General features: G+C 70.9%; 11 protein-coding genes and 2 pseudogenes. All 13 read right to left on the reverse strand.

Going from position 1 to position 14,235, the window contains the following annotated elements; all coding sequences use genetic code 11:
* Positions 1-23 precede the first annotated feature (23 nt).
* On the reverse strand, positions 24-1,937 hold the full coding sequence (gene nuoL / locus ACZ7RU_RS29810) for an NADH-quinone oxidoreductase subunit L (RefSeq protein ID WP_470344073.1): 1,914 nt from the start codon (positions 1,935-1,937) through the stop codon (positions 24-26).
* 14 nt (positions 1,938-1,951) lie between these two features.
* Positions 1,952-2,251, reverse strand: coding sequence for an NADH-quinone oxidoreductase subunit NuoK (gene nuoK, locus ACZ7RU_RS29815; RefSeq protein ID WP_195911268.1), 300 nt, complete (start codon positions 2,249-2,251; stop codon positions 1,952-1,954).
* Complete coding sequence (locus tag ACZ7RU_RS29820; protein ID WP_470344074.1) at positions 2,248-3,189, reverse strand: NADH-quinone oxidoreductase subunit J; 942 nt, start codon at positions 3,187-3,189, stop codon at positions 2,248-2,250. The genes nuoK and ACZ7RU_RS29820 overlap by 4 nt, the downstream gene beginning before the upstream one ends.
* Positions 3,186-3,794 (reverse strand): NADH-quinone oxidoreductase subunit NuoI, encoded by a 609-nt coding sequence (gene nuoI / locus ACZ7RU_RS29825; RefSeq protein WP_470344075.1) that lies wholly within the window; start codon positions 3,792-3,794, stop codon positions 3,186-3,188. Before nuoI ends, ACZ7RU_RS29820 begins: the two co-directional genes overlap by 4 nt.
* Positions 3,795-3,800: 6 nt before the next feature.
* Positions 3,801-5,129 carry an NADH-quinone oxidoreductase subunit NuoH gene (nuoH, locus tag ACZ7RU_RS29830; RefSeq protein ID WP_470344076.1) on the reverse strand — a complete coding sequence of 443 codons (1,329 nt, stop codon included), beginning with the start codon at positions 5,127-5,129 and terminating at the stop codon, positions 3,801-3,803.
* A 158-nt stretch (positions 5,130-5,287) separates the two neighbouring features.
* A pseudogene (locus ACZ7RU_RS29835) lies at positions 5,288-7,780 on the reverse strand (NADH-quinone oxidoreductase subunit G); the annotation flags it as partial.
* Positions 7,777-9,138 carry an NADH-quinone oxidoreductase subunit NuoF gene (gene nuoF / locus ACZ7RU_RS29840; RefSeq protein WP_470344077.1) on the reverse strand — a complete coding sequence of 454 codons (1,362 nt, stop codon included), beginning with the start codon at positions 9,136-9,138 and terminating at the stop codon, positions 7,777-7,779. The gene nuoF and the pseudogene ACZ7RU_RS29835, both read right to left, overlap by 4 nt.
* The gene (gene nuoE, locus ACZ7RU_RS29845) at positions 9,138-9,938 is read right to left on the reverse strand and encodes an NADH-quinone oxidoreductase subunit NuoE (RefSeq protein WP_470344078.1); all 801 of its coding nucleotides are present in this window, start codon (positions 9,936-9,938) and stop codon (positions 9,138-9,140) included. The genes nuoF and nuoE overlap by 1 nt, the downstream gene beginning before the upstream one ends.
* Entirely contained in the window at positions 9,935-11,275 is a 1,341-nt protein-coding gene (locus tag ACZ7RU_RS29850) for an NADH-quinone oxidoreductase subunit D (protein WP_470344079.1), read from the reverse strand. Before ACZ7RU_RS29850 ends, nuoE begins: the two co-directional genes overlap by 4 nt.
* A pseudogene (locus tag ACZ7RU_RS29855) lies at positions 11,275-12,051 on the reverse strand (NADH-quinone oxidoreductase subunit C); the annotation flags it as partial. The pseudogene ACZ7RU_RS29855 and the gene ACZ7RU_RS29850, both read right to left, overlap by 1 nt.
* Positions 11,985-12,539 (reverse strand): NuoB/complex I 20 kDa subunit family protein, encoded by a 555-nt coding sequence (locus ACZ7RU_RS29860; RefSeq protein ID WP_355265622.1) that lies wholly within the window; start codon positions 12,537-12,539, stop codon positions 11,985-11,987. The gene ACZ7RU_RS29860 and the pseudogene ACZ7RU_RS29855, both read right to left, overlap by 67 nt.
* Positions 12,540-12,667: 128 nt before the next feature.
* Positions 12,668-13,027 carry an NADH-quinone oxidoreductase subunit A gene (locus ACZ7RU_RS29865; RefSeq protein ID WP_030060100.1) on the reverse strand — a complete coding sequence of 120 codons (360 nt, stop codon included), beginning with the start codon at positions 13,025-13,027 and terminating at the stop codon, positions 12,668-12,670.
* Between the two features lie 476 nt (positions 13,028-13,503).
* Complete coding sequence (locus ACZ7RU_RS29870; RefSeq protein WP_470344080.1) at positions 13,504-14,202, reverse strand: response regulator; 699 nt, start codon at positions 14,200-14,202, stop codon at positions 13,504-13,506.
* Between the last annotated feature and the right edge of the window lie 33 nt (positions 14,203-14,235).

Here is a 14,235-nt window from a genome sequence, read left to right on the forward strand (position 1 = left end):
CCAACGGATATCAGGACGAGTCATCACGTGGACCTCATCAGCAGAGTCGTGGCGACCAGCACCAGCGTGCCGCCGAACATGGAGAGCGCGTACGAGCGGACGAAGCCGTTCTGGACCCGCCGCAGCCGGCCGGAGAGCCCGCCGATCGCGGCGGCCAGGCCGTTCACCACACCGTCCAGGCCCCGGCTGTCGAAGAAGACCAGCGCCGCGGCGAGCGCCGAGCCCGGCCGCACCAGCACCGCGTGGTTGAAGTCGTCCTGCAGCAGGTCGCGGCGGGCGGCCCGGGTGAGCGGGGAGCCGACCGGCGGCACCACCGGGACCGGCGAGCGCCCGTACATCAGGTACGCGAGACCGACGCCGGCCAGCATGCAGGCCGTGGTCAGCAGGGTGACGGTCAGCGGGGCGAGCGGGGAGTTGCCCTCCTCGTGCCCGGTGACCGGCTCCAGCCACTTCAGGAAGGAGTCGTTGAAGGCGAACAGCCCGCCCGCGAAGACCGAGCCGACGGCCAGCAGGACCATCGGGATCGTCATCGTCCGCGGCGACTCGTGCGGGTGCGGGGCGTTGCCGTCCTCGTCCGCCTTCCAGCGCTTCTCGCCGAAGAAGGTCAGCACCATCACCCGGGTCATGTAGAACGCGGTGACCGCCGCGCCGACCAGCGCGCACAGCCCGAGGATCCAGCCCTCGGTGCCGCCCTTGGCGAAGGCCGCCTCGATGATCTTGTCCTTGGAGAAGAAGCCGGACAGGCCCGGGAAGCCGATGATCGCCAGGTAGCCGAGGCCGAAGGTGACGAAGGTGACCGGCATATGCTTCCGCAGGCCGCCGTAGTGACGCATGTTCACCTCGTCGTTCATGCCGTGCATGACCGACCCGGCGCCGAGGAACAGCCCGGCCTTGAAGAAGCCGTGGGTCACCAGGTGCATGATCGCGAAGGCGTAGCCGATCGGCCCGAGCCCGGCCGCCAGCACCATGTAGCCGATCTGCGACATGGTCGAGCCGGCCAGCGCCTTCTTGATGTCGTCCTTGGCGCAACCGACGATCGCACCGAACAGCAGCGTAACCGCGCCGACCACCACCACGGCGGTCTGCGCATCCGGCGCCAGGTCGAAGACCGTCGAGGAGCGGGTGATCAGGTAGACGCCCGCGGTCACCATGGTGGCCGCGTGGATCAGCGCCGACACCGGGGTCGGGCCCTCCATCGCGTCCCCGAGCCAGGACTGCAGCGGCACCTGCGCCGACTTGCCGCAGGCCGCCAGCAGCAGCATCAGGCCGATCGCCGTCAGCTTGCCCTCGCTCGCCTGGTGGGCGCCGCCGACCACGCCTTCCGAACCGAGGATCGGCTCGAAGGCGAAGGAGCCGAACTCCGCGAACATCAGCATGATCGCGACGGACAGGCCGACGTCCCCGACGCGGTTGACGATGAAGGCCTTCTTCGCCGCCGTCGCCGCGCTCGGCTTGTGCTGCCAGAAGCCGATCAGGAGGTACGAGGCCAGGCCGACGCCCTCCCAGCCGAAGTACAGCAGCAGGTAGTTGTCCGCGACCACCAGCAGCAGCATGGCGGCCAGGAACAGGTTCAGGTACGCGAAGAAGCGGCGCCGGCGCTCGTCGTGCGCCATGTAGCCGACCGAGTAGAGGTGGATCAACGTGCCGACGCCGGTGATCAGCAGGACGAAGGTCATCGACAGCTGGTCGAGCCGGAAGGAGACGTCGGCCTGGAAGCCGTCCACCGGGATCCAGCTGAACAGGTGCCTGGTGACCGCCCGGTGCTCGGCGTCACGGCCGAGCATGTCCGAGAACAGGGCCAGGCCGAAGCCGAACGAGAGCGCCGCGAGCGCGGTGGCCAGCCAGTGGCCGTACCGGTCCAGCGCCCGGCCGCCGAGCAGCAGCAGGGCGGCGCCGGCCAGCGGGGCCGCCACCAGCAGCGGAATGAGAGAGTTCACCGAAGGCCCTCCGCCTACAGCTTCATCAGATTGCTGTCGTCGACCGAAGCGGAGTGCCTGGTCCGGAAGATGGAGACGATGATGGCGAGGCCGACCACGACCTCGGCCGCCGCGACCACCATCGTGAAGAACGCGATGATCTGGCCGTCCAGGGTGCCGTGCAGCCTGGAGAAGGTCACCAGGGCGAGGTTCGAGGCGTTCAGCATCAGCTCCACGCACATGAACAGCACGATCGCGTTGCGCCGGATCAGCACCCCGGCCGCGCCGATGGTGAACAACAGGGCCGACAGGTACAGGTAGTTGACCGGGTTCACTCCGCGCCCTCCTCTCCGGTCGGGTGCTTCACGTTGTTCGCCGCCACCGGTTCGCCGTTCACCGGCGCCGGCTCGCCGTTCACCGGCACCGGCTCCAGCGACTTGCGCGGGGCCGCCACGGCCGGGCGCTCCGAGGACGGACGGCCGAGCCAGTCCGCCGTGGTGTTCTCCAGCTCAGCCATCCGCCGCAGCATCGCCTGGCTGACGTCCCGGACCTGGCCGCGCTCGCGCAGCGTCGCCATCACCGAGTCCTCGGCGATCGTGCCGTCCGGCAGCAGTGCCGGGATGTCCACCGCGTTGTGCCGCGCGTACACGCCCGGCGCCGGCATCGGCGGCACCTGGATGTTGTCCCTGACCCGCTGCGCCGCCAGCTCGCGCTGCGTCTTCGGCGCCTTCACGTGCTCCCGGTGGGTCAGCACCATCGCACCGATCGCCGCGGTGATCAGCAGCGCGCCGGTGACCTCGAAGGCCCACACGTACCGGGTGAAGATCAGCCGGGCCAGACCCGGCACGTTGCCCTCGGCGTTCGCCTCGGACAGCCCCGTGAAGTGGTTCAGCTTCGCGTTGGCGATCCCGGCGATCAGCAGCACGCCGAAGCCCAGCCCGCACAGCGCCGCGGCGAACCGCTGGCCCTTCAGCTGCTCCTTCAGGGAGTCCTCGCTGGTGACGCCGACCAGCATCACCACGAACAGGAACAGCATCATGATCGCGCCGGTGTAGACCACGATCTGCACCACTCCCAGGAACACCGCGCCCTGGGCCATGTAACAGACCGCCAGCGCCAGCATGGTGGCCGCCAGGCAGAGCGCGCTGTGCACGGCCTTGCGCATCAGCACCATGCCGAGGGCACCGCCGACCGCGATCACCGCGAGCACCCAGAACTGGACGGCCTCACCCGTCGAGGTCGTCCCGGTCGCTTCCGCCAGCCGCGCGATCACTGCTGCGCCTCCTTCTCCCGGTCGGTGCGCTCCTGCTGGACCGTCCCCGGCGCCGCAGCGGTGACCTCGCCCCGGTAGTACGCGCCCTCGTCGGTGCCCGGGAAGATCGCGTGCGGGGTGTCGACCATGCCCTCGGACAGGCCCACCAGCAGCTGCTCCTTGGTGAAGATCAGGTCCCGCCGGGAGGAGTCGGCCAGCTCGTACTCGTTGGTCATGGTCAGCGCCCGGGTCGGGCAGGCCTCGATGCACAGCCCGCACAGGATGCAGCGGGCGTAGTTGATCTGGTACACCGCGCCGTAGCGCTCGCCCGGGGAGTAGCGCTCCTCGTCCCGGTTGTCCGCGCCCTCCACGTAGATCGCGTCGGCCGGGCAGGCCCACGCGCACAGCTCGCAGCCGACGCACTTCTCCAGGCCGTCCGGGTGCCGGTTCAGCTGGTGGCGGCCGTGGAAGCGCGGAGCGGTGGGCTTCTTCTGCTCCGGGTACTGCTCGGTGAGCCGCTTCTTGAACATGGCCTTGAAGGTCACGCCGAAGCCGGCGGCCGGGCCGAGGATCGACGGACGGTCGGCCCGCTCGGGCCGCTCCGCTCGATCGGACTGGTCGGACATCTCGGTTCAGCTCCCTTCGGAATGGTCGGCCCCGTTGAGGGCGTCCTGGAGTTGCTTCGGGGCGCGGCTGCGCCGACGCGGCACCGGCGGGAGCACCTGACCGGGCAGCGGCGGGACCGGGTAGCCGCCCGCCATCGGGTCGAACCCGGCCTCGGGCGGGGCGGGCTCGGGTTCCGGCTGCTTCTTCAGGAAGTCCCGCAGCAGTGCCAGCAGCAGCACCACCCCGACCGGGGCGCCCACGTACAGCACCACCTGGCCGAAGCCGTAGCCCTCGTTGCGCAGCGCCCGCACGCTCGCGATCAGCACCAGCCACACCAGCGAGACCGGGATCAGGACCTTCCAGCCCAGCTTCATGAACTGGTCGTAGCGGAAGCGGGGCAGCGTGCCGCGCAGCCAGATGAAGAGGAACAGCAGCAGCTGGATCTTCAGCGTGATCCACAGCATCGGCCACCAGCCGTGGTTGGCGCCCTCCCAGAACGTCGACACCGGCCACGGGGCCCGCCAGCCGCCCAGGAAGAGGGTCGAGGCCACCGCCGAGACCGTCACCATGTTCACGTACTCGGCCAGCATGAACATCGCGAACTTCAGCGAGGAGTACTCGGTGTTGAAGCCGCCGACCAGCTCGCCCTCGGCCTCCGGCAGGTCGAACGGCGCCCGGTTGGTCTCGCCGACCATCGCGATGATGTAGACGATGAACGACACCGGTAGCAGCGCCGCGAACCAGGTGGGCTGCTGGTGCGCCACGATCTCCGAGGTGGACATCGAACCCGAGTAGATGAACACCGCCGCGAAGGACAGGCCCATCGCGATCTCGTAACTGATCATCTGCGCGGACGAGCGCAGCCCGCCCAGCAGCGGGTACGTCGAACCCGAGGACCAGCCGGCCAGCACGATGCCGTAGATGCCCACCGAGGCCGTCGCCAGGACGTACAGCAGCGCGACCGGGAAGTCCGTCAGCTGGAGCGGGGTGCGGGTGCCGAAGATCGACACCTCGTTGCCGGCCGGGCCGAACGGGATCACCGCGAAGGCCATGAACGCGGGGATGGCGCAGACGATCGGGGCCAGGATGTAGACCACCTTGTCCGAGCCCTTGACCACCAGGTCTTCCTTCAGCGCCAGCTTCACGCCGTCCGCCAGCGACTGCAGCAGGCCCCACGGGCCGTGCCGGTTGGGCCCGATGCGCAGCTGCATCCAGGCCACCACCTTGCGCTCCCAGACGATCGCGATCAGCACCGTCAGGACCAGGAAGGCGAAGCAGAACACCGCCTTCAGCAGCACCAGCCACCACGGGTCCTGCCCGAAGAAGTGGAGCGTCTCGTACGGCTGCGAAGTCATCGGTCCTCCCCTTCGCCCGCGGTGTCGGCCGCGGTCGCCCCGGTCTGGTCCTGCGGCGCCGGGTCTGCCCCGGCCGCGGGTTCGGCCCCCGTTGCGGCGTCGGGTTCAGCCTGCGTCGGGGCCTCGTGTTCGGCGTCCGTCACGGCGTCCGTCACGGAGGCCGGCTCGGGCTCGGCCGCGGGCTCGGTTGCCGGCTCGGGCTCGGGCTCGGCCGCGGCGATCGTGACCAGGTGGCCGACGGTGGTGCCGAGCGCGCGGTGGGCGCCGCCCGGTGTGGAGTCGAGCGGGACCCAGACCGTGCGGTCCGGGATCGAGTCGGTGACCTCCAGCGGAAGGGTCAGCGAGCCGGCCGGGCCGGTCAGCCGCAACGCCCCGGCCGCCTCGGCGCCGATCTCCTTGGCCGTCTCCGCCGAGATCCGGGCCACCGCCCGGTGCCGGGTGCCCGCCAGGTGCGGGTCCCCCTGCTGCAGCACGCCGTTGTCCAGCAGCAGCCGCCAGGCCGCCAGCACCGCCTGGCCGGCGGCCGGCCGGGGCAGCACGGCGGGGTGGGCCGCCGGGTCAGCCGTGCGGTCGCCCTCCCAGGGGGCGAACCGGTCCAGCTCCATCCGGGCCGCCCGGACGTCCGGCAGGCCCAGCCGCGAGCCCAGCGCGTCGGCCAGCATGCTCAGCACCCGCAGGTCCGACTGGAGGTGACGGCCCATCTGCTGGTCCGGCTTGAGCGCGGACTCGAACATCCGCACCCGGCCCTCCCAGTCCAGGAAGGTGCCGGCCTTCTCCGCCACCGCCGCCACCGGGAGCACCACGTCGGCGCGCGCCGTCACCGCCGAGGGCCGCAGCTCCAGCGACACCAGGAACGGCACCGCCGCCAGCGCCTCGTCGGCGAGCGCCGGGTCCGGCAGGTCGTCCGGGTCCACCCCGCCGACCAGCAGCGCGTCCAACTCGCCCGCGGCGGCCGCCGCCAGGATCCCGTCGGTGTCCCGGCCCGGCCGGGCCGGGAGCTCGGCACCGCCCCAGACCGCGGCCGCTTCCGCCCGGGCCGCCGGGACGGCCACCGGACGGCCGCCGGGCAGCAGGCCCGGCAGCAGGCCCGCCTCCACGGCCCCGCGCTCACCGGCCCGGCGCGGCACCCAGGCGAGTTTCGCGCCCGTGGCGTGGGCCAGCCGCAGCAGCGCCGTCAGCGCGCCCGGGACGGTGGCCAGCCGCTCACCGGCCAGGATCACCGCGCCCGGGGCGCGCAGCAGTTCGGCCGCCCGGCCCGCGTCGTCGTCCAGCGGCTCGTCCGCCGCCAGCGCCGCGAACCACTCCGGCTCGGTGCCGGGGGCGGCCGGCAGCAGCGCGCCGCGCAGCTTCGCCAGGCCCCGGGAGCCGAACGCGGCCACCGAGAACACCTTCAGGCCCGTCGCCCGGGTCGCCTTGCGCAGCCGCAGGAAGACGATCGGCGACTCCTCCTCCGGCTCGAAGCCCGCCAGCAGCACCGCCGGTGCCCGGTCGAGGTCCTCGTACGCCACCCCGGTGCCGTCCACGTCGACGCCCCGCCCGGCCACCGCCGCGGCCAGGAAGTCCGCCTCCTCGCGGCTGTGCGGGCGGGCCCGGAAGTCCACGTCGTTGGTGCCGAGCACCACCCGCGCGAACTTCCCGTACGCGTAGGCGTCCTCGACCGTCACCCGGCCGCCGGCCAGCACCCCGGTCCGGACCCCGCGCAGGCCCTCGGCCGCCCGGGCCAGCGCCTCCGGCCAGGAGGCCGGCACCAGTTCGCCGTCCACCCGCACCAGCGGGGTGGTCAGCCGGTCGCGCTGCTGGGCGTAGCGGAAGGCGAAGCGGCCCTTGTCGCAGTTCCACTCCTCGTTCACCGCCGGGTCCTCGCCCGCCAGCCGGCGCAGCACCTTGCCGCGCCGGTGGTCGGTGCGCTGCGCGCAGCCCGAGGCGCAGTGCTCGCACACGCTCGGCGAGGAGACCAGGTCGAAGGGGCGCGAGCGGAACCGGTACGCCGCCGAGGTCAGCGCGCCCACCGGGCAGATCTGGATGGTGTTCCCGGAGAAGTAGGACTCGAAGTCGTCTCCCTCGCCGGTGCCGACCTGCTGCAGCGCCCCGCGCTCCACCAGGTCGATGAACGGGTCCCCGGCGATCTGCTGCGAGAAGCGGGTGCAGCGCGCGCACAGCACGCAGCGCTCGCGGTCCAGCAGCACCTGGCTGCTGATCGGCACCGGCTTCTCGTAGGTGCGCTTCATGCCGTCGAAGCGGGAGTCGGCGGCGCCGTTGCTCATCGCCTGGTTCTGCAGCGGGCACTCGCCGCCCTTGTCGCAGACCGGGCAGTCCAGCGGGTGGTTGATCAGCAGCAGCTCCATCACGCCGCGCTGGGCCTTCTCGGCCACCGGCGAGCTGAGCTGGGTGCGCACCACCATGCCCTCGGCCACCGGGATGGTGCAGGAGGCGACCGGCTTGCGCTGGCCCTCGACCTCGACGATGCACTGGCGGCAGGCGCCGGCCGGGTCGAGCAGCGGGTGGTCGCAGAAGCGCGGGATCTGGGTGCCGATGGTCTCGGCGGCCCGGATCACCAACGTTCCCTTGGGGACCCGCACTTCGACGCCGTCGATGGTGAGCGTGACCAGTTCGACCGCGGTCTCGGAGGCGGTTGGCTCTGTGATCGTCACGCGTGCACCTCCCTTTCGGTCGCGGACTGGTGGCCGGGGCGGGGGCCGTCGGCCCAGACGGTGGAGGCGGCCGGGTCGAACGGGCAGCGGCGCTCGGCCAGGTGCTGCTCGTACTCGGCCCGGAAGTGCTGGAGCGAGGAGACGATCGGGCTGGCCGCGCCGTCGCCCAGGGCGCAGAAGGACTTGCCGTTGATGTTGTCGGCGATGTCGAGGAGCTTCTCCAGGTCCCCGTCGACGCCCTCGCCCGCCTCGATCCGCTTGAGCAGCTGGACCAGCCAGTAGGTGCCCTCGCGGCAGGGCGTGCACTTGCCGCAGGACTCGTGGGCGTAGAACTCCGTCCAGCGGGTGACCGCCCGCACCACGCAGGTGGTCTCGTCGAAGACCTGGAGCGCCTTGGTGCCGAGCATCGAGCCGGCCGCCCCGACGCCCTCGTAGTCCAGTGGGACGTCGAGGTGCTGGTCGGTGAACATCGGGGTGGAGGAGCCGCCAGGGGTCCAGAACTTCAGCCGGTGCCCGGGGCGGATGCCGCCGCTGAGGTCGAGCAGCTGGCGCAGCGTGATGCCGAGCGGGGCCTCGTACTGGCCGGGGTTGGTGACGTGGCCGGAGAGCGAGTAGAGCGTGAAGCCGGGGGACTTCTCGGTGCCCAGGGCCTTGAACCACTCCTTGCCGCGGGCCAGGATCGGCGGTACCGAGGCGATCGACTCGACGTTGTTGACCACCGTCGGGCAGGCGTACAGGCCGGCGATCGCCGGGAACGGGGGCCGCAGCCTGGGCTGGCCGCGGCGGCCCTCCAGCGAGTCCAGCAGCGCCGTCTCCTCGCCGCAGATGTAGGCGCCGGCGCCGGCGTGCACGGTGATGTCGAGGTCGACGCCCGAGCCGAGGACGTTCCGGCCGAGCAGCCCGGCCGCGTACGCCTCGGCGACGGCCGCGTGCAGCCGGCGCAGCACCGGGACGACCTCGCCGCGCAGGTAGACGAAGGCGTGGTCGCAGCGGATCGCGTAGGAGGCGATGATCATGCCCTCGATCAGCGCGTGCGGGTTGGCGAACAGCAGCGGGATGTCCTTGCAGGTGCCCGGCTCGGACTCGTCCGCGTTGACCACCAGGTAGTGCGGCTTGCCGTCGTTCTGCGGGATGAACTGCCACTTCATCCCGGTGGGGAAGCCGGCGCCGCCGCGGCCGCGCAGTCCGGCGTCCTTGACCAGGGCGATCACGTCGTCCGGCGGCATGGCGAGGGCCGCCTTGAGGCCCTCGTAGCCGTGGTGGCGGCGGTAGGTGTCGAGCGTCCAGGGGCGGCTGTCGTCCCAGGAGTCGGACAGGACCGGGGTGAGCAGCTTCTCGGCCGGCTCGGCGGAGGTCATCACGCCTCGCTCCCTTCCTGGCCGTTGCCCGCGTGGCCGTTGCCGGCCTGGCGGGGGGATTCGGGGCGGGCGGAGGCGGGGCGGGGGGAGACCACCTTGGTGCCGGGGGTGCCGGGCAGCGCCTCGCCGCGGGACAGCCGCAGGCCGGCCAGGGAGGGCGCGCCGCCGGCGCCGGACTCGTCGTTGGCGCCCGGGCGCTCGTCCGGGAAGCCGGCCAGGATCCGGGAGGTCTCCTTGAAGCCGCAGAGCCGGGCGCCGCGGGTGGGCCGGACCTCGCGACCGGCGCGCAGGTCGTCGACCAGCTGCCGGGCGCTCTCCGGGGTCTGGTTGTCGAAGAACTCCCAGTTGACCATCACCACGGGGGCGTAGTCGCAGGCCGCGTTGCACTCGATGTGCTCGATCGAGACCTCGCCGTCCTCGGTGGTCTCGTTGTTGCGCACGCCCAGGTGCTCCTGGAGCTCGGCGAAGATCTGGTCGCCGCCGAGCACCGCGCACAGGGTGTTGGTGCAGACCCCGACGTGGTACTTCCCGGCCGGGCGGCGCCGGTACATGGTGTAGAAGGTCGCGACCGCGGTGACCTCGGCGGTGGTGAGGTCCAGCCGCTCGGCGCAGAAGCGGATCCCGGTCGGGCTGACGAAGCCCTCCTCGGCCTGCACCAGGTGCAGTAGCGGCAGCAGCGCCGAGCGGGGCTGCGGGTAGCGGGCGATCAGCTCGGCGGCGTCGGCGGCCAGCCGGGCGTGCACCTCCTCGGGGTACGGTGCGGCCGGCAGTGCCGGCAGTCCGAGTTCGACGTTGGTCACCGGTCCACGCCTCCCATCACCGGGTCGATCCCGGCCACCGCGACGATCACGTCGGCCACCTGGCCGCCCTCGCACATCGCCGCCATCGTCTGCAGATTGGTGAACGACGGGTCCCGGAAGTGGACCCGGTATGGGCGCGTCCCGCCGTCGCTGACGACGTGCACGCCCAGCTCGCCCTTGGGCGACTCGACCGCCGCGTACGCCTGGCCGACCGGGACCCGGAAGCCCTCGGTGACCAGCTTGAAGTGGTGGATCAGGGCCTCCATCGAGGTGCCCATGATCTTGCGGATGTGGTCGAGGGAGTTGCCCATCCCGTCCGGACCGACGGCCAGTTGGGCGGGCCAGGCGATCTTCTTGTCGGCCACCATGACCGGGCCCGGACGCAGCCGGTCCAGGCACTGCTCGACGATCCGCAGCGACTGCTTCATCTCCTCCAGCCGGATCAGGAAGCGGCCGTAGGAGTCGGCGCTCTCGGCGGTCGCGACCTCGAAGTCGTAGTCCTGGTAGCCGCAGTACGGATCGGTCTTGCGCAGGTCGTGCGGCAGGCCGGTGGCGCGCAGGATCGGCCCGGTGGCGCCGAGGGCCAGGCAGCCGGGCAGGTCCAGGAACCCGACGTCGACCAGGCGGGCCTTGAACACCGGGTTGCCGGTGGCGAGTTTGTCGTACTCGTGCATCCGGGAGCGGAAGACCTTGACCGCCTCGCGGATCTGGTCGACGGCGCCGGGCGGCAGGTCCTGGGCGAGGCCGCCGGGGCGCACGTACGCGTGGTTCATGCGCAGGCCGGTGACCAGCTCGAAGACGTCCAGGATCAGCTCGCGGTCCCGGAAGCCGTAGATCATCAGGGTGGTGGAGCCGATCTCCATGCCGCCGGTGGCCAGGCAGACCAGGTGCGAGGCGATCCGGTTGAGCTCCATCATCATCACCCGGATGACGTTGGCGCGGTCCGGGACGTCGCCGGTGATGCCGAGCAGCTTCTCGACCGCCAGGCAGTAGGCCGTCTCGTTGAACAGCGGCGTCAGGTAGTCCATGCGGGTCACGAAGGTGGTGCCCTGGACCCAGCTGCGGAACTCCATGTTCTTCTCGATACCGGTGTGGAGGTAGCCGATGCCGCAGCGGGCCTCCTTCACCGTCTCGCCGTCGATCTCCAGGATCAGCCGCAGCACGCCGTGGGTGGACGGGTGCTGAGGACCCATGTTGACGATGATGCGCTCGTCGTCGGCCCGGCCGACCGCCTCGACCACCTCGCCCCAGTCGCCGCCGGTGACGGTGAAGACCCGGCCCTCGGTGGTCTCCCGGGCGTCCGCTTCCTCGGTCTCTCCATAGTGCTGGGTGTTCATCAGCTGTACGACCTCCGCTGGTCGGGAGCCGGGATCTGGGCGCCCTTGTACTCGACGGGGATGCCGCCGAGCGGGTAGTCCTTGCGCTGCGGGTGGCCCAGCCAGTCGTCCGGCATCATGATCCGGGTGAGCGCCGGGTGGCCCTCGAAGACCAGGCCGAAGAAGTCGTAGGCCTCGCGCTCGTGCCAGTCGTTGGTCGGGTAGACGCCCACCACGGAGGGGACGCGCGGATCGGCGTCGGGCGCGGTGACCTCCAGCCGGATCAGCCGGCCGTGGGTGATCGAGCGCAGGTGGTAGACCGCGTGCAGTTCGCGGCCCTTGTCGCCGGGGTAGTGCACGCCGCTCACGCCCAGGCAGAGTTCGAAGCGCAGCGCCGGGTCGTCGCGCAGGATCCGGGCGGTCCTCAGCAGGTGGTCGCGCTCGATGTGGAAGGTGAGCTCGCCGCGGTCGACCACCGTCTTCCCGATCACCTCGACCGGGTCCAGGCCCTGTTCCTCCAGGGCGCCCTCCAGCTCGTCGGCGACCTCGTCGAACCAACCGCCGTACGGGCGTTCGCTCGGGCCGGGCAGCACGACCGGGGCGGCCAGGCCGCCGAAGCCGGAGGTGTCGCCGCTGCCCTGGGTGCCGAACATGCCCTGGCGGCGGCCGACCACCTCGACCGGGATCTCGCGGACCGGCTGCTCGCGGCGGGTCTCGGGTACCTGGTCGTTCATCGCAGCTGCCCCCGCATCTCGCTGATCGGGGTGGCCTTGAGGGCGAGCGCCTCGCCGAGCTCCTCGGCCCGGCGCTTGTTCACGCCCAGCGGCTCGTGCTGGATCTTGTCGTGCAGCTTCAGGATGGCGTCCATCAGCATCTCCGGACGGGGCGGACAGCCGGGCAGGTAGATGTCCACCGGCACGATGTGGTCGACGCCCTGGACGATCGCGTAGTTGTTGAACATCCCGCCGGACGAGGCGCAGACGCCCATCGAGATGACCCACTTGGGGTTGGGCATCTGGTCGTACACCTGGCGCAGCACCGGGGCCATCTTCTGGCTCACCCGGCCCGCCACGATCATCAGATCGGCCTGCCGGGGAGAGCCCCGGAAGACCTCCATGCCGAACCGGGCCAGGTCGTAGCGGCCCGCCCCGGTGGTCATCATCTCGATCGCGCAGCAGGCCAGACCGAAGGTGGCCGGGAAGAGTGACGCCTTGCGCACCCAGCCGGCGGCCGTCTCCACGGTCGTGAGCAGAAAGCCGCTCGGCAGCTTCTCCTCGATTCCCATCAGATCCCTCTCAATGCCCTCAAGTCCTCTGATACGTGGGCCGGTTCTGGCTTGTCCGCTCGTTCACAAGCGGGCGCGCAGCCGGCGGTCGGGTGGGGACACCACCCCGCGCTCAGACCACCCCGCGCTCAGTCCCACTCCAGACCGCCGCGCCGCCACACGTAGGCGTACGCGACGAAGACGGTGGCGATGAACAGGAGCATCTCGACGAGCCCGAAGATCCCCAGGGCGTCGAAGGTCACCGCCCACGGGTAGAGGAAGACGATCTCGATGTCGAAGACGATGAAGAGCATCGCCGTCAGGTAGTACTTGATCGGGAACCGACCGCCGCCCACGGGCTGCGGGGTCGGCTCGATGCCGCACTCGTACGCCTCCAACTTGGCCCGGTTGTAGCGCTTTGGGCCGGTGAGTGAGGCCATCACGACGGAGCCGACCGCGAACGCCGCCGCGATGGCACCGAGTACGAGGATCGGCGCGTAGGCATTCATAGCCCCCGCTCCCTCCGTCCAGTCGTCCTTGACTGCAGATCGGAACCAGCAGGTCACGCTGAGGTGAACCCGCGTTCCAGTTCCCGAGATCCACCTCATGTGAGGCAGTTCACAAAGCCTGGAACGAGCGCATCCTATGCCCGTCGGCTTGTGATCTGCGACACGCAGTTCACCGTCTTCTTTGTGATCTACGACACCCTTCGAATGGGGTCGAATGTGAACATGCCCAGTTTTGTCGACGCAAAGCAGTCAAATGATCACAAGCAGTCGCATTTACTTGTGAAGCGGCTGGTCAGGGGCGTGTTCCTATATCAACTATGCGTCGACCGGAGCAAATTTCCAGGCGTCATGTTGACGTGTTATAGCGGCTCACTCGGAGGGGTGGCGGGGGGCCGAACGCTCGCTTGACCCTTCGTTCACAAGCGCGCGAGCGCACCCGCCGCCGGCCCCTTCCACCGGCCGCTACCCGCCCTGGGTCACCGGCCCGCGACCGCCTGCTCCCAGATCCAGGCCGCGATGCCCACCCGGTTACGGGCTCCGATCTTGCGCTGGATGTTGGCGAGGTGGTTCTTCACCGTCCCCGGCGAGATGAACAGCCCCGCCCCGATCTCGGCGTTGGTCGCGCCGTCCGCCACCAGCTCGGCGATCTCCCTTTCCCTCGTGGTCAGTTCCTCCGTCGGCCCGGCCATCGGCTGCGCCGCCGCCACAGCCGCCCTGGCGCCCGGCCCCGGCTTCGTCTCCAGACCCGGGAGGGCCATGTGCCGCAGAAGCCGGACGGTGATCTGCGGGCTGATCAACGCGTCCCCGGCCATCGCCGCGCGGACCGCCTCGATCAGCAGCACCGGCCCCGAGCGCTTCAGGAGGAACCCGGCCGCCCCGTGCCGCAGCGCCGTGTGCACGTACTCGTCCAGGTCGAAGGTGGTCACCACGATCACCTTGCACTGGTCGGCCAACTGCCGCGTGACCTCCAGCCCGTCGAGCTTCGGCATCCGGATGTCGGCGAGCACCACGTCCGGCCGCAGCCTCCTCGCCTCCTGGACCGCTGCGGCGCCGTCCGCCGCCTCCGCCACGACCACCATGTCCGGCTGGACGTCCAGGATCATCCGGAACGCACTGCGAACGTCCGCCTGGTCGTCCGCGATCAGGATCCGAACCGGCCCTGTACCGCTGCCCATCTCCACACCTCCCCGTTACCCATCCGCATCGGC

Source organism: Kitasatospora sp. NPDC114501 (assembly GCF_055633695.1).